Source organism: Curtobacterium sp. TXMA1 (assembly GCF_020162095.1).
Classification (GTDB): Bacteria; Actinomycetota; Actinomycetes; order Actinomycetales; family Microbacteriaceae; genus Curtobacterium.
The window spans coordinates 616260-642678 of sequence record NZ_CP083910.1; the positions used below are offsets into that span (position 1 = coordinate 616260).

27 protein-coding genes are annotated in these 26419 nt (G+C 72.5%); 13 read left to right on the plus strand and 14 right to left on the minus strand.

Going from position 1 to position 26419, the window contains the following annotated elements; genetic code table 11:
- The first annotated feature begins 62 nt into the window (after nt 1-62).
- The 6 genes from LCG91_RS03060 (at nt 63) to LCG91_RS03085 (ending at nt 6767) form a co-directional block, all read left to right on the plus strand.
- A complete protein-coding gene (locus LCG91_RS03060) occupies nt 63-1193 on the plus strand; it encodes a CPBP family intramembrane glutamic endopeptidase (protein WP_224442452.1) in 1131 nt (376 codons plus the stop codon).
- 9 nt (nt 1194-1202) lie between these two features.
- Nucleotides 1203-3041, plus strand: a complete 1839-nt coding sequence (gene recQ, locus LCG91_RS03065) for a DNA helicase RecQ (protein ID WP_224442453.1) — start codon at nt 1203-1205, stop codon at nt 3039-3041.
- Between the two features lie 140 nt (nt 3042-3181).
- Nucleotides 3182-3895: a lysophospholipid acyltransferase family protein gene (locus LCG91_RS03070; protein ID WP_224443195.1), complete on the plus strand. Its 714-nt coding sequence runs from the start codon at nt 3182-3184 to the stop codon at nt 3893-3895.
- A gap of 122 nt (nt 3896-4017) precedes the next feature.
- Nucleotides 4018-4473: a hypothetical protein gene (locus LCG91_RS03075; protein WP_058728537.1), complete on the plus strand. Its 456-nt coding sequence runs from the start codon at nt 4018-4020 to the stop codon at nt 4471-4473.
- Between the two features lie 644 nt (nt 4474-5117).
- The gene (locus LCG91_RS03080; protein WP_224442454.1) at nt 5118-5783 is read left to right on the plus strand and encodes a M23 family metallopeptidase; all 666 of its coding nucleotides are present in this window, start codon (nt 5118-5120) and stop codon (nt 5781-5783) included.
- A gap of 117 nt (nt 5784-5900) precedes the next feature.
- Nucleotides 5901-6767 carry an NAD(P)-dependent oxidoreductase gene (locus tag LCG91_RS03085; RefSeq protein ID WP_202596772.1) on the plus strand — a complete coding sequence of 289 codons (867 nt, stop codon included), beginning with the start codon at nt 5901-5903 and terminating at the stop codon, nt 6765-6767.
- A gap of 27 nt (nt 6768-6794) precedes the next feature.
- Here the strand turns inward: LCG91_RS03085 and LCG91_RS03090 are convergent, their stop codons facing one another.
- The gene (locus tag LCG91_RS03090) at nt 6795-7067 is read right to left on the minus strand and encodes a hypothetical protein (protein ID WP_152998998.1); all 273 of its coding nucleotides are present in this window, start codon (nt 7065-7067) and stop codon (nt 6795-6797) included.
- A 9-nt stretch (nt 7068-7076) separates the two neighbouring features.
- Entirely contained in the window at nt 7077-7598 is a 522-nt protein-coding gene (locus tag LCG91_RS03095; protein WP_058728534.1) for a MarR family winged helix-turn-helix transcriptional regulator, read from the minus strand.
- 147 nt (nt 7599-7745) lie between these two features.
- On the opposite strand from LCG91_RS03095, the gene LCG91_RS03100 reads away from it, so the two are divergent.
- Nucleotides 7746-8639 (plus strand): alpha-E domain-containing protein, encoded by an 894-nt coding sequence (locus LCG91_RS03100; RefSeq protein WP_224442455.1) that lies wholly within the window; start codon nt 7746-7748, stop codon nt 8637-8639.
- Between the two features lie 167 nt (nt 8640-8806).
- Here the strand turns inward: LCG91_RS03100 and LCG91_RS03105 are convergent, their stop codons facing one another.
- Nucleotides 8807-10153, minus strand: coding sequence for an MFS transporter (locus LCG91_RS03105; protein WP_224442456.1), 1347 nt, complete (start codon nt 10151-10153; stop codon nt 8807-8809).
- Nucleotides 10150-10569: a MarR family winged helix-turn-helix transcriptional regulator gene (locus tag LCG91_RS03110; RefSeq protein ID WP_224442457.1), complete on the minus strand. Its 420-nt coding sequence runs from the start codon at nt 10567-10569 to the stop codon at nt 10150-10152. The genes LCG91_RS03105 and LCG91_RS03110 overlap by 4 nt, the downstream gene beginning before the upstream one ends.
- A 118-nt stretch (nt 10570-10687) precedes the next feature.
- Here LCG91_RS03110 and LCG91_RS03115 point away from each other — a divergent pair, with 118 nt between their 5' ends.
- Complete coding sequence (locus LCG91_RS03115) at nt 10688-11440, plus strand: SDR family NAD(P)-dependent oxidoreductase (protein ID WP_058728530.1); 753 nt, start codon at nt 10688-10690, stop codon at nt 11438-11440.
- Between the two features lie 157 nt (nt 11441-11597).
- Here the strand turns inward: LCG91_RS03115 and LCG91_RS03120 are convergent, their stop codons facing one another.
- From LCG91_RS03120 to LCG91_RS03130, 3 genes are read right to left on the minus strand one after another with little or no spacing between them, the layout of a single operon-like run.
- Nucleotides 11598-12539 carry an acetamidase/formamidase family protein gene (locus tag LCG91_RS03120; RefSeq protein ID WP_224442458.1) on the minus strand — a complete coding sequence of 314 codons (942 nt, stop codon included), beginning with the start codon at nt 12537-12539 and terminating at the stop codon, nt 11598-11600.
- 26 nt (nt 12540-12565) lie between these two features.
- Nucleotides 12566-12835 (minus strand): hypothetical protein, encoded by a 270-nt coding sequence (locus tag LCG91_RS03125; RefSeq protein WP_224442459.1) that lies wholly within the window; start codon nt 12833-12835, stop codon nt 12566-12568.
- Nucleotides 12832-13980 carry an inorganic phosphate transporter gene (locus LCG91_RS03130; protein ID WP_224442460.1) on the minus strand — a complete coding sequence of 383 codons (1149 nt, stop codon included), beginning with the start codon at nt 13978-13980 and terminating at the stop codon, nt 12832-12834. Before LCG91_RS03130 ends, LCG91_RS03125 begins: the two co-directional genes overlap by 4 nt.
- An 87-nt stretch (nt 13981-14067) precedes the next feature.
- On the opposite strand from LCG91_RS03130, the gene LCG91_RS03135 reads away from it, so the two are divergent.
- The 3 genes from LCG91_RS03135 (at nt 14068) to LCG91_RS03145 (ending at nt 16472) form a co-directional block, all read left to right on the plus strand.
- Complete coding sequence (locus LCG91_RS03135) at nt 14068-14937, plus strand: alpha/beta hydrolase (protein WP_224442461.1); 870 nt, start codon at nt 14068-14070, stop codon at nt 14935-14937.
- An 83-nt stretch (nt 14938-15020) separates the two neighbouring features.
- Entirely contained in the window at nt 15021-16070 is a 1050-nt protein-coding gene (locus LCG91_RS03140) for a biotin/lipoate A/B protein ligase family protein (RefSeq protein WP_058728525.1), read from the plus strand.
- 72 nt (nt 16071-16142) lie between these two features.
- Entirely contained in the window at nt 16143-16472 is a 330-nt protein-coding gene (locus tag LCG91_RS03145; RefSeq protein ID WP_058728524.1) for a hypothetical protein, read from the plus strand.
- Between the two features lie 18 nt (nt 16473-16490).
- Here the strand turns inward: LCG91_RS03145 and LCG91_RS03150 are convergent, their stop codons facing one another.
- Nucleotides 16491-16775 (minus strand): GNAT family N-acetyltransferase, encoded by a 285-nt coding sequence (locus LCG91_RS03150; RefSeq protein ID WP_058728523.1) that lies wholly within the window; start codon nt 16773-16775, stop codon nt 16491-16493.
- Nucleotides 16776-16867: 92 nt separating this feature from the next.
- Here LCG91_RS03150 and LCG91_RS03155 point away from each other — a divergent pair, with 92 nt between their 5' ends.
- On the plus strand, nt 16868-18202 hold the full coding sequence (locus tag LCG91_RS03155) for a hypothetical protein (protein ID WP_224442462.1): 1335 nt from the start codon (nt 16868-16870) through the stop codon (nt 18200-18202).
- A gap of 62 nt (nt 18203-18264) precedes the next feature.
- A complete protein-coding gene (locus LCG91_RS03160; protein WP_224442463.1) occupies nt 18265-19137 on the plus strand; it encodes a DNA-methyltransferase in 873 nt (290 codons plus the stop codon).
- A 103-nt stretch (nt 19138-19240) separates the two neighbouring features.
- Here the strand turns inward: LCG91_RS03160 and LCG91_RS03165 are convergent, their stop codons facing one another.
- From LCG91_RS03165 to LCG91_RS03190, 6 genes are all read right to left on the minus strand, one after another.
- Nucleotides 19241-21655 carry an MDR family MFS transporter gene (locus LCG91_RS03165; protein WP_224442464.1) on the minus strand — a complete coding sequence of 805 codons (2415 nt, stop codon included), beginning with the start codon at nt 21653-21655 and terminating at the stop codon, nt 19241-19243.
- A gap of 255 nt (nt 21656-21910) precedes the next feature.
- The gene (gene pgm, locus LCG91_RS03170; protein WP_058748666.1) at nt 21911-23530 is read right to left on the minus strand and encodes a phosphoglucomutase (alpha-D-glucose-1,6-bisphosphate-dependent); all 1620 of its coding nucleotides are present in this window, start codon (nt 23528-23530) and stop codon (nt 21911-21913) included.
- A 194-nt stretch (nt 23531-23724) separates the two neighbouring features.
- Nucleotides 23725-23970: a hypothetical protein gene (locus LCG91_RS03175; protein ID WP_058728519.1), complete on the minus strand. Its 246-nt coding sequence runs from the start codon at nt 23968-23970 to the stop codon at nt 23725-23727.
- 118 nt (nt 23971-24088) lie between these two features.
- The gene (locus tag LCG91_RS03180) at nt 24089-24751 is read right to left on the minus strand and encodes a methyltransferase domain-containing protein (protein WP_058748665.1); all 663 of its coding nucleotides are present in this window, start codon (nt 24749-24751) and stop codon (nt 24089-24091) included.
- The gene (locus tag LCG91_RS03185; protein ID WP_058748664.1) at nt 24748-25398 is read right to left on the minus strand and encodes a DUF2064 domain-containing protein; all 651 of its coding nucleotides are present in this window, start codon (nt 25396-25398) and stop codon (nt 24748-24750) included. Before LCG91_RS03185 ends, LCG91_RS03180 begins: the two co-directional genes overlap by 4 nt.
- Nucleotides 25395-26138 (minus strand): glycosyltransferase family 2 protein, encoded by a 744-nt coding sequence (locus tag LCG91_RS03190; RefSeq protein WP_224443196.1) that lies wholly within the window; start codon nt 26136-26138, stop codon nt 25395-25397. The genes LCG91_RS03185 and LCG91_RS03190 overlap by 4 nt, the downstream gene beginning before the upstream one ends.
- Nucleotides 26139-26419: the final 281 nt, after the last annotated feature.

The following is a 26419-nucleotide window of genomic DNA, read 5'->3' on the forward strand; positions in this document are numbered from 1 at the left end:
GTCAGGCCGAGCAGGACGCCAGAGCACGGCTCCCATCCTGCCCGGGCCGGTAACCTGCGCGGGTGAGCGTTCCCTACCACCGCCTGCCCCGCGTCGATGCCCGTTGGCGCTGGTGGCGGCCGCTCGTCGCGCTCGCGTTCCTGGTCGGGTACTACATCGCCACCCAGGTCGTCCTCGGGGTCGCGTACTTCGTGCCGATCGGTGCGACCCAGGGTGCCGCGGGGTTGACGAGCTTCCAGGACGACCTGACGAGCGGTGCGCTCGACCCCACCGACCCGCTCATCCTGTCGCTGACCCTGCTGTCCCTCGTGGTGCTGCTGCCCGGTGTCCTGCTCGCGGTGAAGATCGCGCGGATCGGCCCGGCGGGCATCCTGTCGTCGACGCGCTTCCGGGTGCGCTGGCGCTGGACACTGTGGTGCCTGCTCCCCACGATCGTCATCGCGATCCCGATGTTCCTGCTGCAGACGTGGGGGATGTTCTCGTTCGACGGCGGCTTCGGCTGGGACCACGACGCGATCGGGCAGTCGACCGTCTCGCCCGCCACCCTGACGTTCACGATCGTGATGGTCCTGGTGCTCGTACCGTTCCAGGGCGCCGCCGAGGAGTACGTCTTCCGCGGGTTCCTCGTCCAGACGATCGCGTCGTGGATCCCGGTCCGGGTCGTGGGCGTCGTCGTCGCCGTCGCGGTCTCGACCGTGGTGTTCGCCGCGGGGCACATCGCGAACGGCTACAACGTGTGGGGCATCCTCGACGTCGGCTCGTTCGGCCTGATCGCCGCGATCATCGTCCTGCGCACCGGCGGCATGGAGGCCACCGTCCTGCAACACGCGTTCAACAACATCATGATCTTCGTGCTGCAGGCGCCCGGGTGGTCGAAGATCGACCTCGACTCCTCGAACAGCACGCCGGAGAGCTTCGTCTTCTCGTTCGCGACGTCGCTCGTCTTCTGGGGGCTGATCGAGCTCCTCGCGCGGTGGCGGAAGCTCGATCGTCGCTTCCCGGGGCAGGAGGCACCTTGCTTCCGTGGTCCGACCCCGGTGTGGGCCGAGGGTCGGCAGTGGACCCGGCCGGGAGGAACGGGCTGGGCCGTCGCGCCGGCTCGCGGTCCCGAGACGGACCGGAGGACGACCGTGGTCGGTCCGTCCGACGCTGCGCCTGTGGACGAGACGGTGGGTGTCGCCCCGCGCTCGTAGGCTGGGTGCATGAGCACGACGACCACGACCTCGCCGTCGCGGGCTGCCGCGCTCGACGTCCTGCACCGCGTGTGGGGCTACGACGCCTTCCGCGGGCAGCAGGCCGCGATCATCGACCAGGTGGTGTCGGGCGGCGACGCCCTCGTGCTCATGCCGACCGGCGGCGGCAAGTCGCTCTGCTACCAGGTGCCCGCGCTCGTCCGCGACGGCGTCGGGGTGGTCGTGTCGCCCCTCATCGCCCTCATGCAGGACCAGGTCGACGCCCTCGCCGCGAACGGGGTGCGCGCCGCCTTCCTCAACTCCACGCAGGGCCCCGACGAGCGTTCCCGGGTCGAGCGGGCGGTCGTCTCCGGCGAGGTCGACATGCTCTACCTCGCGCCCGAGCGGCTGCGGCTCGAGTCCACGCGCTCCCTGCTCGACCGCGCGCGCATCGCCCTCTTCGCCATCGACGAGGCACACTGCGTCGCCCAGTGGGGGCACGACTTCCGGCCGGACTACCTCGAGCTGAGCGTGCTGCACGAGCGGTGGCCGACGGTGCCGCGCATCGCCCTCACCGCGACCGCGACCCCGCAGACCCACCGCGAGATCTCCGGCCGACTCGGGCTCGACGACGCCGCGCACTTCGTGGCCGACTTCGACCGGCCGAACATCCAGTACCGCATCGAGCCGAAGACCGGCGCGATGCAGCAGCTCCTGACCTTCATCAAGACCGAGCACAGCGGGGACGCCGGCATCGTCTACTGCCTGTCGCGGAACTCCGTCGAGCGGACCGCGGCGGCGCTCGCCGACCAGGGCATCCCGGCGCTGCCGTACCACGCCGGGCTCGACGCGAAGGTCCGCGAGCGCAATCAATCGACCTTCCTGCGCGAGGACGGCGTGGTCATGGTCGCCACGATCGCGTTCGGCATGGGCATCGACAAGCCCGACGTCCGGTTCGTGGCGCACCTCGACCTGCCGAAGTCGGTCGAGGGGTACTACCAGGAGACCGGCCGCGCGGGCCGCGACGGACTACCGTCGACGGCCTGGCTCGCCTACGGGCTGAACGACGTCGTGCAGCAGCGCCGGATGATCGACCAGTCCGAGGGCGACGCGGCGCACCGGCGACAGCTCAGCGCCCACCTCGACGCCATGCTCGCGCTCTGCGAGACGATCGAGTGCCGCCGGGTCCGGTTGCTCGCGTACTTCGGGCAGGAGTCGACGGCGTGCGGCAACTGCGACACCTGCATCGCGCCGCCCGAGCCGTGGGACGGCACGGTGCCCGCGCAGAAGTTCCTGTCGACGGTGGTGCGCCTCGAGCGTGAGCGCGGTCAGCGGTACGGTGTCGCGCACCTCGTGGACATCCTGGTCGGCAAGCAGTCGCCGCGCGTGCAGGAGCTCCGACACGACTCGCTCGCCACCTTCGGCATCGGCAACGACCTGGGCGAGGGGGAGTGGCGTGCCGTCGCCCGGCAGCTGCTGGCGCAGGGCTACGCCGCGGTGTCCGGGGACGGCTTCGGCACGGTGGTCCTCAGCCCGACGAGCGCCGAGGTGCTGAGCGGCCGGACGCGGGTGCTGATGCGCCGCGACCCGGTGAAGGCCCCGCGGACCTCGCGAGCCCGACGCCAGGCGGTCACGGACGTGCCGCAGGAGGCGATGGGGCTGTTCGAGGCGCTGCGTGCGTGGCGCGCGGCACAGGCCCGCGAGCAGGGGGTCCCGGCGTACGTGGTGTTCAACGACGCGACGCTGCGCGGGATCGCCGCGGTGAAGCCCGCGGACGAGGACGCCCTGAGCGAGATCTCCGGCATCGGTGGGGCGAAGCTCGAGCGCTACGGACGAGCCGTGCTCGACGTCGTCGCAGCGCACGGCTGAGCGCTCCCGCAGCAGGCACCCGCGGCAGTCACCGCAGACGCATTCCGCAGTCGGAATGTGGTCGTGAGGGTGCTCACTACACTCGGAACCTCCCACGACGAGGAGGCCCGGTGCCCGGTACGACGAAGTTCGCCACCGCGATGAGCCGTGCGGTGGTGACCCCGCTCGCGCGTCTCGTCTGGCGCCCGCGCATCGTCGGACGGAAGAACGTCCCCAGGCACGGGCCGGTCATCCTCGCGAGCAACCACCGCTCGTTCATCGACTCCCCGGCGATCACGCTGATGGCGCCGCGCAAGGTGTCGTTCCTGGCGAAGCAGGAGTACTTCACCGGCACCGGGTTCCGCGGCGCGGTCTCACGGGCCTTCTTCGGCGGCATCGGCGCGATCGGCGTCGAGCGCGGGGCCGGAGCGGCGGCGCAGCACGCCCTCGACCTCGGGCTCGAGCGACTGCAGGCCGGCGAGGCGTTCGCGATCTACCCGGAGGGCACCCGGTCCCTCGACGGCCGGCTCTACAGGGGTCGGACCGGCGTGGCCTGGCTGGCGTTGACGAGCGGGGCACCGGTCGTGCCGGTCGCGCTCACCGGCACGGAGGACGTGCAGCCCGTCGGGTCACGGCTGCCGAGGCTGGCGCGCGTCACCATCGAGTTCGGGGCGCCGATGGACCTGTCCCACTTCGGCGAGGCCTCGTCCGGACGGGCCCGGCGACACGCGACGGATGCCGTGATGGAGGCGATCCAGGCGCTCAGTGGTCAGGAGCCCGCGAACGCCTACAACAACCCGCCGTCGACGATCGTCGAGCGGGTGAAGCAGGTGCTCCGGCGTGACGACCCGACCCAGGCCGTCGAACCGGACTGAGCCCCGACGCGCTATTGCACATTCTGCATATCAGTGGTTGAATCTTGCTCGTGCCCGAGGCACCAGCCCAGCCGGACCGCCCAGGACGGCTTCGATCCACCACTGACCGGAAGGCAAGCAGCATGTCCTCCACGCCCCTCTTCGACTCGATCTCGCAGCGCGCGCAGCACGGCGACGCGGCAGCCTCGGCAGGGGTCCGATCCGCGGCGCAGACGCCGCTCCGGAGCGCGGACCAGCCCCTGGCGGTGGCGCAGTCGTCGCAGCCCCGGGTGACAACGCCGACTCCCGCAGCAGCCGTCTCGGTGACCGCTGCACGGACCCGGGTCGTCCCCGCGCCGACCTCGCCGCTGACGGCCCCCGTGTCCCCGATGCGTTCCGCCCTCGTGCCGGCTGCCCTGGTCGCCGCCATCGACGAGATCCCGCAGCGGGTCGGTTCCGCGCTCCCGGACGAGGTCGCCGTGGCGTCCGACCAGCTCGCCCTGGTCGAGGCGGTGACGGACGCGATCACCCGAGCGGTGGTCGATGCCGTCGTGGGCGAACTCGATCGGATCACCCGCGACGGCGTGGTCCGCGGCTGAATCGCGCGACACCGCGCCGCACTCCGACGGCCACCGAGCGACCGAACCCCTCCGACACGACCGACACGATCACCGACACGATGACCACGACCGACAGCGCCCTCGCCGTGCCGCCGAGACGATCGGCCGCGACCCGGCCGGCACCGGCACAGCCGGCACCGGCACAGCCGGCACCGGCACAGCCGGCACCGACTCAGCCGGCACCGACACGGCCGACATCGACGCCGTCGATCCGCCCTCGCGGGGCGGCGCGCCGGGCGGCGAACGACGCCGTCGCACGGTCCGCCCGCGTCGGCCACCAGACCACCGGGGCGGCGGTCCCCCCTGCCGCCGCCCCGGTGTCCACCACCGATCCCAGCCGATCAGGAACGCCACTGCCGCGTCGCCGAGAGCTCCGCGAGCGCCGCAGGGCGACGTTCACCTCCGGCGGACCGCGCCTGACGGGCCTCCGCCGCGGCGGCCTGCGCCCCCTCGACCGCCGTCCGGTCTTCACGTCGAGCCGACGGAGGCGCGGAGCGCACGACCCGCACGAGCCGTGCAGTCCGCACGTCCTCGGCCCTCGTCGGTCCGTCGTCGCCGCTCGGACACGGCGGCCCGCAGTGCTCCCGGTGGCACGGGCCGGATCGACCACGCGCCTCCTCCCGGTGACCGCCTCCGCCCTCGCCGCCTGCCTGGTCGTCTCCGGGGCGACACCGGCCGCGGCACTCGACGACCCGACCGGGCTCGGTCTCGGAGCCGCACGGACGGCTGCGCCCACTCCCGCGAGCCACGTCGCGCCCCTACCGGAGCAGCACTACCGCGTCGCGTCCGGGGTCTCGGTCACCGTGACCCGCGACGGCTTCGACGTGCGGCAGACCCGCGCGGGCGGTGCCCGACCCGGCGGTGTGCAGATCACGACCGGCGCGGGTGCGGTCCGCCCGGTCGCGGGCACGATCCCGACGGCCGGAGGCTTCGGTGGACGCCAGGTCGCCGGGTGTGGTGCCTGTTCGACGAACCACCACGGCCTCGACTTCGCCGCGGCTGCCGGCACACCGGTGGTCGCCGTGATGCCCGGACGGGTGGTCTCCGCCGGACCCCTCGGCGGGTACGGCAACCAGGTGCTCCTCGCGCACCCGGACGGCACGCAGACCCGGTACGGGCACCTGTCGCGCATCGACGTCCTGCCCGGGCAGACGCTGTCGGCTGGCGAGCAGGTCGGCGCCGTGGGCAGCACCGGCATCTCGACCGGGCCGCACCTGCACTTCGAGGTGATCATCGGCGGGATCCCGGTCGACCCGGCGCCCTGGCTCGCTGCCCGCGGGCTGCTCTGATCCGTCGTCCTGACCGATCAGCCGGCGGACCAGGCACGGCCCGTCGTCCCCACGCAGGCGTAGCGTCGAGATCGTCGTCGGCAGGGTGCCGGACGCAGGACGGAGACACTGGTGCGCGTGACGGTGCTGGGTACGGGGACGATGGGTGCAGGGGTCGCGAGGTCCCTGCTGCGCGAAGGGCACCAGGTGACCGTCTGGAACCGCAGCGCCGACAAGGCCCGTCCGCTGGGCGACGACGGGGCGACGGTGGCGACGGATGCGGCCGCCGCGGTCACCGACGCCGAGGTCGTCCTGCTGACCCTCTTCGACACCGACGCGGTGGTCGACGTCCTCGAGGCCGCCGCGGGCGATGCTCCCGCGGACGCGGTGTGGGTGCAGTCGTCGACCGTCGGCGTCGCCGGCACCGAGACCGTGGTGCAGCTCGCCGAGAAGTACGGCATCACCCTCGTCGAGGCGATGATGCTCGGGACGAAGGCCCCCGCCGAGCAGGGGAAGCTCACGATGCTCGCCGCGGGCCCCTCGGACGTACTCGACCGCGTGGACCCGGTGCTCGACGCCGTCGGCGCGAAGACCGTCCGCGCGGGGGAGCGGGTCGGCGACGGGACGGCGTTGAAGCTCGCCGCCAACGCCTGGATCGCGTCGATCACCGCCGCCACGGGGCAGTCGCTCGCGATCGCCCGAGCCCTCGGCCTCGACCCGCAACTGTTCCTCGACGCGATCGACGGCACCGCGAGCGACTCGCCCTACGCGCACACCAAGGGCGCCGCGATGATCGGCGGGGACCTCGCGCCGCAGTTCGCCCTCGACGGCCTGCGGAAGGACATCGGCCTGATCGGCGAGGCTGCTCGGTCCGCGGGCGTGTCGACGACCCTGCTCGACGCACTCGACGGGGTCTACGGCAGGGCGAGTGCCGCCGGCCACGGCGGGGACGACATCGCAGCGGTCGGCACGGCCTTCACTGACGAGCGGACGTCGACCGACTGACCGGACACCGGGCCGCAGATCGACGGCTCAGTCGCGACGGAACCACCGCAGGACCGCGCCGCGCAGCCGCCCCACCGCCTCGTCGTTCATCGTGTTCGCCAGGTCGAAGGCCTCCCGTGCGGGGTCGGCGCCGTCCCGGATGCGTCGGAGTGCGGCGTCCGCCCGAGCGCGAGCGTCGAGCTCCGCCAGTGGCATGTCGTCCTCCGGGTCGCGCGGGTGGCGGCCGGCCGCTCCGGTCGGCTGTGGATCGCCCGGACCGCGCGGTGGGACACCCACGGGGTCGTCCGGAGTGCTTCGCATGCGGCGAGGCTACGCGGAGCGCTCCGTCACGGTCTCGTCGTCCTCGTGGTCCACGACCCGTGCCATCTCCTCGAGGAACGCGACGACGACGCCCATGTCCTGTTGCGGGAGGTGCTCGGCGACCTCGATCGCGCGCGTGTCGAGCTGGTCGATCACCTGCAGCACCTGCCGCATCGATCCGCCCGACGCCGTCAGGATCACCCCGCGGCGGTCGTGGGGGTCGGCGTGCCGCTCGACGTGGCCGCTGCGGACCAGCCGGTCGACGAGTGCCGAGGTCGACGCCGGCGTGATCTCGAGTCGGTCGGCGAGCTCCTTCGCGTTCACGGAGCGCCCCTCGGACTCGGCGTCCAGGAGGATCCGCAGCGCGAGCAGGGCGTTCTCCCCGATGCCCAGTGCTTCGCGCGCGCGTCGCTGCGCGGCACTCTCTGCGCTCCGGTACCTGCGGAGCGCGTTCAGTACGTCCACCGCGTCGACCCTGGAACCGGTCCCGTACCAGAAGCCCGTGGTGGTGTTCGTCACCTCGGTCGTCATACGGACAATGCTAGACGCTCTAGTTAGATTGTCTAGCGAGCGTCTGCTGGGAGCGCGCCTGACGGATGTGGTCGCAACACCCGTGACGCGGCTCCGAAACACTGTCGCAACGCCCGGTCGGTAGCTTCGCCGCATGCAGGAGCCGACGTGCTGAGCCGACTCGCGGGGAGCGTGTTCCACGTCGGGAGCGCGGTCGAACGGGCAGACGTCGTCGCGCGGATGCTCGACGTCTACGTCGTCCGACCCGACGCCGGTGTGGTCGATGACGAATCGGTGGTCGGCTCCGCGCTGCACCGCGTCGTGGGCGCACGCTCGTCCGGGCGTCGTCGAGACCGGGCGGCCGTCGTCGAGTCGCTCGCGCTCGACCGGCACGAACCGGCATCGGTCGCCCACGCCGTCGGCGTCGCGCGCGATCACGCCCGCCGCGCTCGGGAGGTCGTGTCGACGGAGCTCTGGGACTGCCTCGACGTCACCCGTTCGCGCATGCCCCGCAAGGTGGCCGTCGACCGAACGCACGAGTTCCTCGGCTGGGTGCGGGAGCGCAGCGCACTGGCGGTCGGTGTCGTCGAGGGTGACGTCAGCCGCGACGAGGTGTGGGAGTTCTTCACCCTGGGCAGGTCCCTGCTGCGGTGCGGGCTGACGGCGCGGCTGCTCGCGTCCCCGCTCGTGGACGCCGGCTCGGCGGCGTCGTGGACCACCGCGCTGCGGGCCTGCGGGGCGGGCGAGGCCTTCCGACGAGGGCGCGACCACAACGGCGTCGATCCGCAGGAGGCCGCCGGGTTCCTGCTCCACGAGTCGCACAGTCCGCGGTCGCTCGCGTTCCTCGCGGCTCGGGCGGACGACTGCCTGTCCGACGTCGCGCCGGCGTGCGTGGACGACCAGGTCGCGGCGTTCCGGGTCGCGCGGTCGGCACTCGGGCGGGTGGACGTCGGCGATCCGGCCGGGATCCGTGTCGCGGCCGAGGGGCTCGCCGCCGCCGTGGACGTCGTCGTCGCGGCGCTCGAGGAACGCGTCTTCGCGGTCCCGGCCCCGACGCACTGAGCGGTGGCGCCGTCGGGTCGGACGGGAGGCCCGTGGCGACGCCGCCCCGTCCCACCCTGCCGGCACGCGGTCGCGTCGGGCGTGCGTGGCGCGGGTGAGCCGTGCCTCCCGGCCGGCACGTGGTCGCGGTGGGAGCGTGGCGGGGGTGAGCCGTGCCTCCCGGCCGGTCAGACCGAGCTGGACCGGTCCGCCACCGCCTCGTCGCGCTCCAGGTCGCGCCGCACCGCGGCGTGGGACGCCCGCGTCCCGACCACCGGCACCGCGTGCGTGACCGCGAGGTGCAGCCGCGCCTCCGCGTCGTACCGCAGGCGCAGGTGCTCCCAGCGGACGAGCCACACCAGGGCGATCGCGAGCGCGACGAACCCGGATGCGGCGCCGACGACGATCGCCCAACGCGGTCCCCACGCGTCGGCGACGGCGCCGACGATCGGGGCGCCGATCGGGGTGCCGCCGGCGAAGATCGCCATGTAGAGGGCCATCACCCGACCGCGCATCGCGGGCTTCGTCGTGGTCTGCACCAGCGCGTTGGCCGTGGTCATGAAGGTCAGCGAGGCCAGGCCGACGAAGACCAGCACGACCGCGAAGGTCCAGTAGGTCGGCGCGACCGCGGCTGCCGTGCACGCCAGTCCGAACCCGGCCGAGGCGATCACGAGCGTGCGCATCCGCGGGCGGTCCCGTCGTGCCGAGAGGAGCGCGCCCGCGACCGAGCCGATCGCCATGACGGAGTTGAGCAGGCCGAACTCGCCGGCACCCTTGCCGAACTCGACCCGTGCCATCGTCGAGGTGAAGATCGGGAAGTTCACGCCGAAGGTCCCGACGACGAAGATCATGCAGAGCACCACGATGATGTCCGGCCGGGTCCGCACGTACGTGAAGCCGGCGATGATCTGCCCCTTGCCGCGCTTCGGTCGCACCCGTTCGGCGAGCTGCGTCGGATCGACGAAGCGGAGCGCCACGAGGACGGCCAGGAACGAGCCGGCGTTGATGACGAACACCCACCCGGACCCGATCGCGGCGATGAGCACGCCCGCGACCGCCGGGCCGATCAGGCGCGCGGCGTTGAACGACGCGGAGTTCAGGGCGACGGCGTTCGACACGTGTTCGCCCTGCACGACGTCGGAGACGAAGGCCTGTCGGACCGGGGTGTCGAACGCGGCGACGATGCCGAGCGCCAGGGCGAAGCCGTACAGCGACCAGAGCGTCGCCGTGTCGGTGAGGACCATGATGCCGAGACCGAGTCCGAGCCCGCCCATCAGTCCCTGGGTCAGCATGAGCATCCGGCGCCGGTCGAAGCGGTCTGCGGCGAGGCCGGTCAGGGGGAGCAGGAGCAGCTGCGGGCCGAACTGCAGCGCCATCGTGATGCCGACGGCGATCGCGTCGTTGTCGGACAGCTTCGTCAGGACGATCCAGTCCTGGGCGGTGCGCTGCATCCAGGTCCCGATGTTGGAGACCAGGGCACCGGCGAACCAGATGCGGTAGTTGCGGGCGGACAGGGAGCGGAAGACGGCGGTCACTGCTGGGCCAGCCTCCTCATGATCTCGGTGGCCTCGGCCAGGGTGTGCCGCTCGGCCTCGGTCAGGGCGCCGAGGCGCGGGGAGAGCCAGTCGTCGCGGCGCCGTCGGGTCTCCTCCACGAAGGCCGCCCCGGCCGGGGTCGCGGCGAGCAGGACCTTGCGCCGGTCGTCGCCGTGGTCGACCTTCGACACGAGCCCGCGGTCGACGAGCACGGCGATCGACTTCGTCATGCTCGGCGGAGTGACGCCGTCCTGGCGGCTGAGCTCGGCGAGGGTCATTGCGCCCTCGCGGTGCAGCCGGGCGAGGGCCGAGAACTGTCCGTCGGTCATGCTCGCGTCGACCTTCTGCGCGCGGAGGGTCCGCGACAGCCGGGCCACCGCGACGCGCAGGTCGGTGGCGAGGGAGGTGTCGGGCATGACCGTTAGCCTACCTCATTAGTTCAGCGAACGAACTGGACGCCTCCGGGTGTACGCTCGTTGTGCAACAGGTGTTGCTCAGTACACGATCGACGGAACGTCGAGGAAGCAGGAGGACATGTCCGAGTTCGAGGGCAGGGTCGCCGTCGTCACCGGCGGTGGCAGCGGCATCGGGGCCGCGATCGCGAAGGAGCTCGCCGCGGCGGGTGCGGAGGTCGTCGTCACCGACATCAAGGCCGAAGCCGCACAGCGCGTCGTCACCGAGATCGAGGCCGCGGGCGGCACGGCGAGTGCGTTCGAGGCGAACTCCGCGGTGGCCGAGGACAACGAGCGGATGGTCCAGCACGCGGTGGACACGTACGGCGCGCTCCACCTCGCCGTGAACAACGCCGGCATCGGCGCCGCTCCGCAGCCCATCGGCGAGTACGACGTCGAGGCGTGGGACCGGGTCCGCGCGGTCGACCTCGACGGCGTCTTCTACGGGCTCCGACACGAGATCCCGGCGATCCTGGCAGCCGGTGGCGGCGCGATCGTGAACATGGCGTCGGTGCTCGGCTCGGTCGGGATCGCGCACAACGCCGCGTACGTCGCGTCGAAGCACGCGCTCGTCGGGCTGACGAAGGTCGCCGCGCTCGAGTACACGGCGCAGGGCGTCCGCACGAACGCGGTCGGTCCGGGCTTCATCGACACCCCGCTGGTCCGCTCGTCCCTCTCGGCCGAGGAGCTCGCGGCGCTCGAGGGCGAGCACGCGGCGAAGCGGCTCGGCACCGACGCCGAGGTCGCGGCGCTCGTGCTGTTCCTGCTGAGCGACAAGGCCTCGTTCATCAGCGGCAGCTACCACCTGGTCGACGGCGGGTACTCCGCGCACTGACCGGGACTGCCTCGCCTCTCCTGGTCCCTCCGGCCGTACCTGGTCGGAACGGGCGTACCTGGTCGGGAGAACTGACCAGGTACGCCCGTTCCGACCCGGCGTCGCACGTGCGACGGGAGGGAACGGGCGAACGGGAGGCGCGGCTCGCGTCGTGCGCTCAGGTCGCGTCGGGACCGAGGATCGCGTCGTGGGGGAGCAGCGCGTGCACGCCCCACGTACGGTTCGCGACCTGGGTCACGCGCATGCTCACCGCGACGCTCGCCATCGCCAGCGCCTGGCCGCGGGTGATCCCGTGCAGCCCGGCGATCCAGTCCACCATCCGGTCGAGCGCCGTCGTCATCGCGGTGTTCAGGTCGGCATCGAACCCGAACGTGATCCGTCCCGCCGGGGTCTCGGCGTGGATGCCCTCGACGGGAGCGCCGTCGAGCAACGAGAGCGTCATCGTGGTCGTCATCCCGCACTCGACCGCGGTACCCGAGACCTCGCCGTCGCCCTGCGCCGCGTGGCCGTCCCCGACCGAGAGCATCGCGTCCGGCACGGTGACGGGCAGGTACAACGTCGAGCCGACGACCAGCTCACGGCAGTCGATGTTGCCCCCGCCGAGCGGCCGCGGCGGGATCGTCGAGTGCTCCCCGGTGGGTTCCGGCGGGAGCCCGACGACGCCGAGGAACGGCGCCGTCCGGACGCCGAGCCCGAGCTGGTTCCGCGCCGTGCCCGCAGCCGCGTCGACGTCCCAGAGCAGCGGTCCGCGGGATGCCGGGTCGGCGAGCCCGAGCGCCCGGTTGACGGGGGTGTCGACCCCGCCGGACCCGGTGTAGCCCCAGCCATCGGGCACGAGCGCGTCGAAGCGCACGGCGAGCACCTGGCCCGGGCGCGCCCCCTCGACCGCGATCGGTCCGACCAGGCAGTGCCCGCGGCGGCCGTCGAGGAGCGTCGGCGCGTCGGCCCCCGGTGCGGCGAGCCGCTCGGTGTACCCGGCGGCGCTCAGCGTCCGGACGGTGACGGTGTCGCCGTCCTGCACGCGGAGCACGGGGGCGCGCTCGGCGGTCAGGACGTCGACGGCGGTGTCGAGCGAGGCATCGAGGCGGTGGGAGGTCACCGGACGATCCTCCCAGCCGCTCCGCCTCAGTGGAACTGCGGGATGGTCAGCCAGATCCCGTAGAGCACCGCCGCCGCGCAGACCGCGAAGCACACGATCGCCCCGGCCAGTGCGACCGGCGGGGTGTGGCCGGACCGCGGGGTCTCGTCGCGGTGGGCGGTGCGCTCGCCGGCGGCGTCCTGCGGCTGCCCGGTCCCGAGCAACCGGAGGCCGAGCGTGTAGACGAGCACGATGCCGACCGCGGCGACGAACCCGACGCCGGCGACGATGCCGATGCTGCTGAGGTCGATGCTCACGGTACCTCCTGGACCGAGGCCGGCTCGGTGGCCGGCTGCTCGTCGTTGACGGTGTCCTTCGTGATCGGCTTCCGCCGCGCGAGGAGGAAGAAGCCGAGGCCACCGACCAGGGCGAGCACCGCGACGACCACCAGGCCGACCGTGCTCGTCGAGGCCACGAGGGTCGCGAGGGCGCCGACGACCGCGGCCGCGGGCAGCGTGATCACCCACGCCACCACGATCCGACCGACCACGGACCAGTGCACGTCGGCGAGCTTCTTGCCGAGGCCCGAACCGATCACCGACCCGCTGGTGACGTGGGTGGTCGAGAGCGCGAAGCCGAGGTGCGAGGACACGAGGATCGTCGCCGCCGAGCTCGTCTCCGCCGCGAACCCCTGCGGCGACTGCACGTCGGAGATCTTCTTGCCGACGGTCCGCATGATGCGCCAACCGCCCGTGTAGGTGCCGAGGCCGATCGCGAGACCGCAGGCCAGGATCACCCAGAGCTCCGGTCCGGTCCCCGCGGCCTGGTAGTCCGCCGCGATGAGCGTCAGCGTGATGACGCCCATCGTCTTCTGCGCGTCGTTGGTGCCGTGGGCGAGCGACACGAGCGACGCCGAGATCGTCTGGCCGTGCCGGAAGCCCGTCGCAGCGCCGTGCGTGGTCGCGTTCCGCGTGAGCGTGTACGCCAGGTAGGTCGCGACGAGGGCGATGACGCCGGCGATCACGGGCGAGAGCAGCGCGGGCAGCACCACCTTCGACACGACGGTGGTCCAGTCGACCGAGTGCAGACCGGCGCCGATGATCGACGCCCCGATGAGGCCGCCGAACAGTGCGTGTGTCGACGACGACGGCAGGCCGAAGTACCAGGTGGCGAGGTTCCAGAGCACCGCGCCGACGAGTCCTGCGAAGATCATGGTCGGGCTGATCTGGATGCCGTCCTGACCCTCGCGGATGATGCCCTGCGAGACCGTCTTGGCGACCTCGGTGGACAGGAACGCGCCGACCACGTTGAGGACGGCGGAGATGAGCACGGCGGTCCGGGGCTTCAGGGCCCCGGTGGCGACCGAGGTGGCCATGGCGTTCGCGGTGTCGTGGAAGCCGTTCGTGAAGTCGAACACGAGGGCCACCACGATCACCAGCACGACGGTGACGAGGACGTCCATGGCGGCGACGCTAGGCCCGCCCCGGACCCGCTGCATGAACGCCGGGTGAACAGGTCCGCGGGGTCGTCCGTCTGTCAGGATGCAGAGGTGCCGACCTTCTCCGCAGCCCGAGGGGACTCCTCGTTCACCGACGCGCACGGCGTCGAGATCGTCTACTCGACGTGGCGGGCCGGGCGGCCGAAGGGCATCGTGCAGATCGCGCACGGCGTCGGGGAGCACGGGCTCCGGTACGAGCCGCTCGCGCAGGACCTGGTCCGCGCCGGCTACACCGTGCACGCGAACGACCACCGCGGTCACGGGCGGACGGGTCTCGCGCAGTGGGACGGCGACCACGCCCGGCTCGGGCGTCTCGGGCCCGGCGGGCTCCGCGCCGCGATCGCCGCCGTCGAGCAGATGAGCGTCTTCGCCCGCGAGCAGGACCCGGGGCTGCCCCTCGTGCTGCTCGGGCACTCGTGGGGCTCGCTCATGGCGCAGCGGATCGTGAACACGTCGTCCGAGCGGTACGACGGGGTGGTGCTGTCCGCCACGGCGTACCGGCTGCCCGGCTGGATGAACAGCGGCGACCTGAACGCCCGGCACGCGGGCTCCGGTCCGACGAAGTACGAGTGGATCACGCGCGACCGGGCGGTCATCGAGGCCATCGCGGCCGACCCGCTCGCGGTCGAGGCGGACGTCATCAAGCTCTTCGGCGTCGCGGACGCGGTGCGCCTGCTCGGGGTGCCGCGTCGCCGCATCCCGCACGACCTGCCGGTGCTGTTGCAGGTCGGGTCCGACGACACCCTCGGCGGGCCCCGGTCGGTCGATCGGCTCGCCCAGGCGTACCGCCGTCGCGGCCGGCTGTCGGACGTGCAGGTCCACGTCTACGAGGGCGCACGGCACGAGGTCTACAACGAGACGAACCGCGACGAGGTGGTCGCCGACCTGGTCGCATGGCTCGACCGCCACGTCGGTCGCTGACGCGACGATGGAGCGGCCTGGAGGCGCGGGGCGGGGCCGCCACGGGCCTCCAGGCCGACAGGTGACGGGCGTAGGCTCGTCCCGTGCACGGTGAGTACAAGGTCCCCGGAGGCAAGCTGGTCGTCGTCGACCTCGAGGTCGTCGACGGCGGCATCCAGGAGTTCCGGCTGGCGGGTGACTTCTTCCTCGAACCGGACGACGCACTGCCGCTGATCGACGAGGCCGTCAACGGCCTGCCCGCGACGACCGACGCGGCCGGCATCGCCGCCGCGGTCCGCGCCGCGCTGCCCGAGGGCGCGGTGCTGCTCGGGTTCACCCCGGAGTCGGTCGGCGTCGCCGTCCGTCGCGCGCTCTCGCGGGCGTCGACGTGGCAGGAGTACGACTGGGAGATCGTCCACGAGGGGCCGATCAGCCCGAACGAGCACCTCGCGCTCGACCAGGTCCTGACCGAGGAGGTCGGTGCCGGCCGCCGCGGTCCGACCCTGCGCATCTGGGAGTGGGACCAGCCCGCCGTCGTGATCGGGTCGTTCCAGTCCCTGAAGAACGAGGTCGACCCGGCCGGAGCCGCGAAGTACGGGGTCGAGGTCGTCCGCCGCATCTCGGGTGGCGGCGCGATGTTCATGGACGCCGGCGCGATCATCTCGTACTCGCTGTACGTCCCGACCGACCTCGTGCAGGGGATGACCTTCGCGGACTCGTACGCCTACCTGGACGAGTGGGTGATCGAGGCGCTGAAGTCCCTCGGCATCGAGGCGTACTACCAGCCGCTCAACGACATCTCGTCGACGAAGGGCAAGATCGGCGGCGCCGCGCAGAAGCGGCTCGGCACCGGGGCGCTGCTCCACCACGCCACGATGAGCTACGACATGGACGGCCAGAAGATGGTCGAGGTCCTCCGCATCGGGCGCGAGAAGATGAGCGACAAGGGGACGACCTCGGCCGCCAAGCGCGTCGACCCGCTGCGCTCGCAGACCGGCCTCACCCGCGCCGAGGTCATCGATCGGTTGATCGGCACGTTCACGAAGCTCTACGGGGCGCACGAGGGGCACGTGACCGACGCCGAGCGTGCGCGGGCCCGGGAACTCGTCGAGACGAAGTTCGCGACGCGGGAGTGGCTCGAGCGGGTCCCCTGATCGGCCGTCGGATCGACAGGATCATCCGCGCGGCGGAGGTCCTGGCCGGTCGACTGACGTAGCGTCGGGACCGTGAACTGGTTGATCCTCCTGGGGGCGGTGGCCGCGGCGGCCGTCGTGATGTGGGTCGCCGATCGCGTGGGGTGGATCGACCTGTCGAACAAGGCCACACGCAGCGGCGGATCCGGTGGTGTCGGCGCGATGATGGACGAGGTGTTCGCCCCGACCCGTCACGAGACGCAGGCCGAGTACGAGCGGCAGTCGCGCCTCCCGAAGGAGGCCCCGACGCCCGCCGACGACGACCACGACCTGCTGAGCGGGAACGTGCTCATCCGGGTGCCGTCGGTCGGGCACGCCGGCCGGCACGAGGCACGTCCCGGCACGCTCGACCGGACCTACTGAGCTGCGGCGCCCGCGCCGCTAGCGCGTCGTGAGCTCCTGGTAGTCCGGGTGCCGCTCGATCCAGGCCTTCACGTAGGTGCAGATCGGGACGACTCGGAGCGACCCCTCGCGGACGTCGTCGAGCGCGTGCTGGACGAGGATCGACGCGTGGCCGCCACCGCGGTGCGCGGGGTCGACCTCGGTGTGGGTGAAGCGGATCTCGTCGCCGTCGACCTCGTACGCCGCGAAGCCGATGACCTCGCCGTCCTCGACCAGGGAGTACTGCTGCGCGTCGGTGTCGTTGCGGACCTCGGGTGATGCCATGGCGGCGACGGTACGCCGCGGGCCTGACCGGCGTCCGGGGCTGCCCCGAACAAGGGGCCGTGCGGCGTCGCTGCGGGCACTACTCTCTCTCCGTGCCCGACTCGACGCCCTCGCTCCGCTTCCGCACCCCGCCGGGATGGCCGACGCCGTCCACCGACTGGGTCGACCTGTACGAGGGTGCCGAGCCCGCTGCCGGGTGGACCCCGGCTGACGACCTGCCGCCGGCACCCGCCGGGTGGGTGTTCTGGGTGCCGACGCGCGAGCTGCGTCGTTCGGCGGCCCGTGGCGCGACCGTGGCGATGGTGGTCGGTGCCGCCGCGACGCTCGCCTCCTTCCTCGTCCTCGGCGTCCTCTGGGCCGCCGACGGACCGGCCGTCCTGGCGCTGGCACCCCTCATCGCGGGTGTCGCGCTCTGGGTGGTCGGCGTCTCCCGGCACGACGACGCGGTCGCAGCAGCGGCCGGCCGGGTGCGCAACCGGTCCGCCGCCCGTCGCGCGGAGGCACTGTCCGGTCCTGGTGCCGCGGCCCACGCCGACCCGGGCCAGGCGGCAGCCCTCGCCGCCTGGTCGGCCGAGGCGTGGTCCGTACCGTCCGCCCGGCCCTTCGTCGAGGGCCCGCCCTCCCGGGTCGTACGCCGGGCGCAGCGTGTGCTGCTGTCCGTCACCGCCGGGGTCGCGGCGGTGCTGCTCGTGGCCGGGACCTCGATGTCGCTCCTGCCCCTCGTCCCCGCTGTGGAGGACGCCGCCGCCGCGGCCTTCGGTTCCGCGGACCCGGGGTTCGGCGGGCCCGACGACGCCCAGGTGCCGGAGTGGTCCTCGGACGACGGCCACACGAACGTGACGTGGCTGGCCGGCGACGACGAGTGGGAGGGCACCTGCGGCGCGACGCCGGGGGACGCGAACTGCGATGCGTACGAGATCGACACCGATGAGAGCTGCACCGCGGTCGTCACGGTCGGGTTCTTCGCGAGCGAGGACGACGAGGAACCGAGCCGGGTCGAGGAGCGGACGGTCACGCTCACGGCGGACGTGCCGCTCGTCCTGGTCGAGAACCACGACGAAGCGGTCTCCGACGTCGGGGACGTCTCCTGTGTCACCGACGGAGGGACGGACACGGACCGCGTGACCGCGACGCAGCGGGCCGAGGACCGCGTCGACACCGACGCGGTCGAAGGGTGCGACGAGGCGCACTGCGTCGCCTTCGCCGTGACGGCACCGGCCGACTGCGCCGCTGCGGCCGTGCAGTTCCGGGTCGCCGCGGCGATCGGGACCGTGCACGCGCCGCACGACCTCGCGGTGGTCACCGCCCTGCGGGCCGGGAAGGCGACCGACGTGTTCGTCGGCGGCACCCGTGACGCGTCGGACGTCGTCGCGGGCGGCGTCACCTGCCGGGCGACCGAGGACACCGGGTCGACGCAGTCGTCCTGAGTGCCGTGGTCCGACGGCAGGCCGCGTCGCGGGAGCACGGGGCGCTGCGGGAGGATGGGGCGGTGCGCAGCCTCGACGACCGGAGCCCGGACCTCGTCGTGCTGGGCGACAACCTCGACGTGCTGCCGACGCTGCCCGACGCGTCGTTCACCGTCGTCTACCTGGACCCGCCGTTCAACACCGGCCGGAAGCAGCGCCGGCACGCGGTGACAGCCGAACGCCGGACCGCCGGGGACGCTGGGACGATCACGGGCTTCCGCGGTCGGACCTACGAGCGGATCCGGGGCGACCTGATGCGCTTCGACGACCGCTTCGAGGACTACTGGGCCTTCCTCGAGCCCCGACTGCTCGAGGCCTGGCGCCTGCTCACCGACGAGGGGACGCTGTACCTGCACCTCGACTACCGCGAGGCGCACTACGCCAAGGTCCTGCTCGACGCGCTCTTCGGCCGCGACGCGTTCCTCAACGAGATCATCTGGGCGTACGACTTCGGCGCGAAGTCCCGCTCGCGCTGGCCGACCAAGCACGACACGATCCTGGTCTACGTGAAGGACCCGGAGCGCTACTGGTTCGACTCCGAGACGGTGGACCGCGAGCCGTACATGGCGCCGGGACTCGTCACACCGGAGAAGCGGGAGCGCGGGAAGCTGCCGACCGACGTGTGGTGGCACACGATCGTCTCGCCGACCGGCAGCGAGAAGACCGGGTACCCGACGCAGAAGCCCGAGGGGGTGCTCCGCCGCATGGTGCAGGCGTCGTCGCGCGAGGGCGACTGGGTGCTCGACTTCTTCGCGGGGAGCGGCACCCTCGGCGCGGTCGCGCGCGACCTGGGCCGGCGGTTCGTGCTCGTGGACGACAACCCGGTGGCGGTCGACGTGATGCGGCGGCGGTTGCCGCACGCGATGGTCGAGTCGGGACCGGACCGGCAGGGCTGAGCGGAGGCGACACCGTCCGGGCTCGTCAGGGCCGGGACGACGAAGGCGACATCGTCGACGTCGTACGACGGCGTCGATGTCGCCTCACAGCGGCTCCGGCGGACTACTCCGCCGAGTGCCGCCCGTGGTGCTCGGCCGGCGCAGGCGCCCCGTCCGACGCCGCGTGCGCCGGGTGCGTCCGGACGGTCGACGTCGTCGCCGGAGGCTCGTCCACCGGTGCCGCTGCGGCGTGCGCGCCGTGCGTGCTCGCGTCGGCGAGCGGAGCGCGCGTGCCGTCCTCGGGGTGGTGACCGGTGCGGTCGGCGGCACCCGTGTCGGAGGCGGGCCGCGTGGCGGAGGAGGTGGAGCCTCCAGACCGGTCCTGCGGCTGCTGCACCGTGACGTCCGGCGAGGTCGGGACCGCCTGCATCGAGCCCGTGTCCGGGGTGACCAGCGACCCGGTGTTCGCCGCCGCCTGCTGCGCGTCCGCCGTCAGGCGGTCGGAGTCGCCCTTCGCGGCGTTCGCCTGCTCCTGCAGCGCCGACACCTTGCGGAGCGGCGGGACCCGGAAGAACCAGGTCAGGACGAAGGCGAGCAGGATCACGCCGAGGCCGACGAAGTAGACGACGACGGCTGACTGGCTGAACCCGACCAGGAACGGACGGGTGAGCCGCTGGTCCGCGCCGTTCAGGAACGACGTGTCGCTCGTGGCCGAGCCGGCGGACGAACTCGCTGCCGTGTCGCCGCTCTTCAGCTGGTCGATCAGCTTCGGGGCGACCTCGTCGACCACGGCCTTCCGCTGGTCGGCGTTGCTGTAGTCGACCTGCAGCGTGCCGTCGACGACCTCGGCGTTCGCCTTCGACGCCGCGGTCTCGAGCGCCTGCTGCTCGGCGGCCGACTTGTTCGCGGCGACCTGCTCGGCGATGACCGAGTCGGCCGACGAGGCGGGGATCGCACCGGCGGCGACCTGCTGCTGCACCTGGGCGGTGACCTGCTGCGTCACGGCCTGGTCGGCGGCCTGCTTCGCGGCGGAGGCACCCTGGTCGAGACCCTGCTGCACGTTCTGCTGCACCGGGTCGACGATCTTGGACCAGATCTGGTCCATCACGCCCTTGTTCTCGGACGCGCTCGCGACCGAGGGGGTGAGCGCGGCGTTCAGCGCCGACTTCAGCGTGGTCTCGTTCTGCATCGCGCCGGTGATGTTCGTCGGCATGAGCGTGAACAGGACCGACAGGAGCACCGCGGTGCCCATGGTGCCGCCGATCTGGCGGAAGAACGTCGCCGCACTCGTGGCCACGCCGATGTCCCGCGGCGAGACCGAGTTCTGCGCCGCGAGGGTCAGCGTCTGCATGAGCTGGCCGAGGCCGAGTCCGATGCCGAACATGCCGAGCATGAGGAACCAGAGGGGGCTGTCCGCGGTGAGGAAGGTCAGCAGCGTGAAGCCGATCGCGGTGAACGCCGTGCCGGTGACCGGGAAGACGCCGTAGCGGCCGGTGCGCGAGATGATCTGGCCGGACGCGATCGAGGAGATCATCAGGCCGAGCACCATGGGCAGCATCGCGAAGCCGGACTCGGTCGGCGTGACGCCCTTGACGATCTGCAGGTAGAGCGGGATCGTCAGCATCGCGCCGAACATGCCGAAGCCGACGAGCACGGACAGCACCGCGGCCATCGAGAAGACCCGCGAGCCGAAGAGCTTGAGCGGCAGGATCGCGTCGTCGCCCATGGAGCGCTCGACGATCACGAAGGCGATCAGGCCCAGCGCACCGATCGCGTAGCAGGCGATCGCGCCGGGGGAGTCCCAGCCCCACTCGCGGCCCTGCTCGGCGATGAGGAGCAGCGGCACGAGGGTCACGATGACCAGGGAGGCGCCCCACCAGTCGATGCGGGGCGTGCCGCGGTCGCCGAACTTCGGCAGGTGCAGGAACGTCGTCACCATGATCAGCGCGACGATGCCGACGGGCACGTTGACCAGGAAGACCCAGCGCCACCCGCTGACGAACAGGATCTGGGACGCACCGGCGAACAGACCGCCGACGAGCGGGCCGATGACCGAGGAGATGCCGAACACGGCCAGGAAGTAGCCCTGGTACTTGGCGCGCTCGCGCGGGGCGAGCATGTCGCCCATGATCGCTAGGGGCAGCGACATCAGACCGCCGGCGCCGAGGCCCTGCAGCGCACGGAACCCGGCGAGCATGAGCATCGAGGTCGAGAACGACGCGGCGAGCGACCCGAGGATGAAGATGCCGATCGCCGTGAGGAACAGCGGGCGTCGGCCGAAGATGTCGGAGAGCTTGCCGTAGATCGGCGTCGTGATCGTGGACGCGATCAGGTATGCGGTGGTCACCCAGGCCTGCTGGTCGAGTCCGTGCAGGTCGTCGCCGATCGTGCGGATGGCGGTGCCGACGATGGTCTGGTCGAGCGCGCCGAGGAACATGCCGGCCATCAGCCCGTAGATGACGAGCAGGATCTGCCGGTGGTTCATCACCGCGTTCGAGGACGTGGTGGGGGCCGCGGGTGCGGTCGCCGTCTGGGTCATCAGGTCTCCCGTGCGTACTGGTGCTCGCGCGTCACTCGCACCCGGGCGTGGGGGAGCGTTGTTGCGCGCACTGCAAAAATACAACCAGCGCAAACGGATTGTTCCCATCCGCCTCGTTCCTGTGGACATCGGCAGGGTCCTCCGGGGGATGTGCAGGAGAGCCGGATCGGCGCGAGGCTGCTGCTGCGGGACGGGGGACACGACGAGGGGCGTCACCGGACGGATCCGGTGGCGCCCCTGGTCGGTCGTCGGTGGCTACGCGCCGAGCGCGGCGTCCACGATCTCCTTCGCCTCGCGCTGCACCTGCTCCAGGTGCTCCTGGCCCACGAAGCTCTCCGCGTAGATCTTGTAGACGTCCTCGGTGCCCGACGGACGCGCGGCGAACCAGGCCTTGTCCGTCACGACCTTGACGCCGCCGACGGCCGCGTCGTTGCCCGGTGCCTTCGAGAGCTTCGCGGTGATCGGGTCGCCGGCCAGCGTGTCGGCGGTGATCGCGTCGCCGTCGAGCTTCGACAGCCGGGCCTTCTGCTCCTTGCTCGCAGCGGCGTCGACGCGCTGGTAGACCGGCGCGCCGAAGCGCTCCGTGAGCTCGGTGTAGAGCTGCGACGGGGTCTTGCCGGTCACGGCGGTGATCTCCGACGCCAGGAGCGCCAGGATGATGCCGTCCTTGTCGGTCGTCCATGCCGTGCCGTCCTTGCGGAGGAACGAGGCGCCGGCGGACTCCTCGCCGCCGAACGCCACGGAGCCGTCGATCAGGCCCGGGACGAACCACTTGAAGCCGACCGGGACCTCCCACAGGCGGCGGCCGAGCGACTCCGCGACGCGGTCGATGATGCTCGACGACACGAGGGTCTTGCCGATCGCGGCGTCGTCGCGCCACTCGGGACGGTGCGCGTACAGGTACTCGATCGCGACCGCGAGGTAGTGGTTCGGGTTCATCAGGCCGCCGTCGGGCGTGACGATGCCGTGGCGGTCCGAGTCGGCGTCGTTGCCGGTCAGGACGTCGAAGTCGTCCTTGTGGGCCAGCACCGAGGCCATGGCGGACGGGCTCGACGGGTCCATGCGGATCTTGCCGTCCCAGTCGAGGGTCATGAACGCCCAGGTCGGGTCGACCTCGGGGTTCACCACGGTGAGGTCGAGGCCGTAGTGGTCGCGGATGCGCTCCCAGTACGGCAGCGACGCACCACCCAGCGGGTCGGCGCCGATCTTCACGCCCGCGCGCTTGATCGCGTCGATGTCGATGATGTGCTCGAGGTCGGCGACGTACGTGCCGAGGTAGTCGTACCCCTCGGCAGCGGTCTCGTCCTGGCGGCGGACGTCGGCGTTCCCACCGGCGATGATCGCGTTCGCGCGGTCGGCGATCCAGGACGTCGCGTCGCTGTCGGCCGGGCCGCCGTGCGGGGGGTTGTACTTGAAGCCGCCGTCACGCGGGGGGTTGTGGCTCGGCGTGATCACGATGCCGTCGGCGGTGTCGCCGTGCTCGGCGCGGTTGTACGTGATGATGGCGTGGCTCAGCGCCGGCGTCGGCACGAAGCCGTCCTCGGCGTCGGCGAGCACGCGGACGCCGTTCGCCGCGAGGACCTGCAGTGCCGTCTGCTCTGCGGGGGCGGAGAGTGCGTGGGTGTCACGGCCGATGAAGAGCGGCCCGGTGGTGCCCTGCTCGGCGCGGTACTCGACGATCGCCTGCGTGATGGCGGCGATGTGCGTGTCGTTGAACGCGGTGTCGAGCGAGGATCCGCGGTGGCCGGAGGTGCCGAAGACCACCTTCTGCTCGGGGATCGACACGTCGGGGACACGCTCGTGGTAGGCCGCCAGGAGGGCGTCGAGGTCGACGAGGTCGTCTGCGGTCGCGGGGGTGCCGGCGCGGTCGTTCATGCGCCCATCCTGGCACCAGCACGCTCCGGCTGCCCCAACGTGTCACGTGGGCGCACGGGGCCCCGTCCGCGCGGCGGCGGCCCGTACGCATCGCTCGGAGGCCACCCGGACGTGGCACGAGCGGCCGCCCGGCCGGGGATGTGGGGGACGTCCCGGGACGGACGACCGCTCGCGGTCGGTGTCGGCTGCTGCGCTCAGGCGGCCCGGAACGAGCCGGTCGTCGTGCGCAGCGATCCGGTGACGGTGCGGTTCGCGGCCGTCACCGTGCCGGGGCGCCGGAACTGCGTGTCCACGAAGCGGCCCAGGACGCGGCCGATGCCGGTGCCGGTGTAGCTGCCGACCGGGCGCCAGGCGGCCTCGACCGCGTAGGCGCCGAGCTCGTCGCGCTGCTCGAGGCCGGAGACGTAGGCGCCGCCGAGGGGGTTCTGTCGGTTCTGCACGGGTGCTCCTCGTCGTCGTGCCGAGGTCCCGGAGTCGCCGGACCGACGACCAGGGCGCCGTCGGCTGTACGCACGACGGTACCTCGTTGTCTTGCACAATGCAAGACAACGAGGTGGATCACGCCACGAGCTCGCAGAACGTCCGTCCGTCGGTGGTCCAGCTCTGCCGCGCCTGCAGCCCGGCCGCGGTCGCGTGCCGGAGCAGTGCGTCGACGCCGACCTCGGCCCACGGGAAGCCCTCGCTCCGGTTGCCGTCCACGTCGACCACGTGCGCGGTGAACGCCCGGTCGGCGGTGCGGTCGACGTGGGTCTCGACGACCACGCGGCCGCCGTCGCGGACGATCTCGCCGCAGCGGGCCAGGAGCGCGACGGGGTCGCCGCCGATGCCGATGTTGCCGTCGATCACGAGTGCGGTGTCCCAGCGGCCCTCGTCGGGGATGGTGTCGAACACCGACCCCTGCACCGCGGTGCCGCCGGAGCGTCGGGCGATGGCGACGGCCTCGGCGGAGACGTCCACGCCGAGCGAGGGGATGCCCAACGCCCGGGCGGCGACGAGCATGCGGCCGGGACCGCACCCGATGTCGATGACGGGGCCGTCGGCGCCCTCGAGCAGTGAGCGGTCGACGCGGTCGGCCGCGGCGCTCCAGCGGCCGACGTCCATCGTGACCTCGACGTCGGGGCGGTCCGGGTCGGTCAGGCGCAGGTGGCCGTCGGTCTGCAGGGCGCGGGCGTACGGCTCGCCGCCGCCGGCACCGAACGTGACGGTGTCGTGCATCGTCATCGGGCACCTCCGGTCGTCGTGGTCAGGGTCGTGTCGCGCTCGGCAGCGAAGGCCGTGGCGAACCGCGAGGTCGGCGCGAGGGCGGCGACCTGCTCCGCGTCCGCCACCGTGTCGACGTCGAGCAGCGCCGGGAGCGTGCCGACCGAGAGGCCGGCGTCCGTCAGGCGGGCGAGCTGCACGGCGCCGGTGTCGTCCTGGGACATCGGGACGCCGCGGAGCAGGGCCCCGTCGGGCTCGCGGAGGTACAGCGACCAGAAGCCGCCGTCGTCCGCGGGGCCGAACCACGCGTCGCGCTCCGGGTCCTCGAACACGGGCACGAGGTGCTCCGGCGTGGCCTGCGGGGTGTCCATGCCGACGAGCAGCGTCGGTCCGGTCATCGCGTCGAACATCGCCCCGAGCCGCTCGTCGAGGCCGCCGCCGACCTGGTGCAGGACCTCGAAGTCGTCGGTGCCCTCGGGCAGCACGACGCCGTCGTAGAGCAGCACGCGACGCGAGGCGGGCAGGGCGCGCACCGTCTCGATCGTGTCGGCCAGCGCCGCCGAGGCGACCCGTGCGGCGCCCTCGGGGGTCAGGGCCGGCGTGAGCCGGGTCTTGACCTTGCCGGGCAGGCACTCCTTGGCCACGACGACCACCGTGACGTCCGTCATGAGCGTGCTCCTTCCGTGGTGGACCCGGCCACGTCGCGGGCCGGACCGGGTGCGACCACGCGGGGTCGTGCCTCCCGTCCGTACTCGCGCAGCAGGCGGGACATGTCGCGGACGGCGTTGACCGTGCCGCGGAGCGTGCCGGTGACCTTGCTGTCGCCGACGCGCTGGGCGTAGCCGATGTCGGACTCGTCGACCCGCCACCCGGCCGCGTGCGCGGCCAGGACCATCTCGAGCGGGTAGCCGCTGCGGCGGTCCTGCAGGTCGAGGGTGACCAGGTCGGCGCGGCGCATGACGCGCATCGGGCCGAGGTCGCGGAGGCGGTAGCCGGTGGCGCGGCGCATCAGGACGGCGAGGACGCGGTTGGCGAAGCGGGCGTGCGGTGCCCAGGCGCCGCGGGTGGTGGGGACGCGGCGCCCGAGGGCGAGGTCGGTCTGCCCGTCGGCCACGCGGGCGACGAGGTCGGGCAGTTCGGCGGGGTCCATCGAGGCGTCGGCGTCGCAGAAGGCGACGTACTCGGCGGTCGCGGCGGCGACGCCGGCGGCGCACGCCGAGCCGAAGCCCTTGACCGGTTCGGTGACGACGGTCGCGCCGTGGGCGCGGGCGACGTCCGCCGATCCGTCGGTCGAGCCGTTGTCGACGACGATGGCTCGGTACCCCTCGGGCAGGCGGCCGATGACGCGCGGGAGCGCGTCCGCCTCGTCCAGGCAGGGCAGGATCACGTCGACGGTCATGTGGTTCATTCGGTGCGGATCGCCCTGGCGACTGGGCCGGTCTCCGGTCGCGCGCGTCGCGTCCTCGTCGGGCTGGTCGCCGGCGGGTGGGGTTCGGTCCATGCTCACGACGTAACACGATGACACGTCCCGGGGTACAGGATTCCTGTCCCCCGAGCGTGTCGGGCGCGGGGAACGGACGGCGTGACCCGCGATCGGGGGACGGCCGGGAGGCACGGGTGCGGTCGGCGGGCCGCCCGCGCGGGTGGGTGGTGGGGTCCCGGTGCGTGGTGCGCGGGCACCGCGCGGGC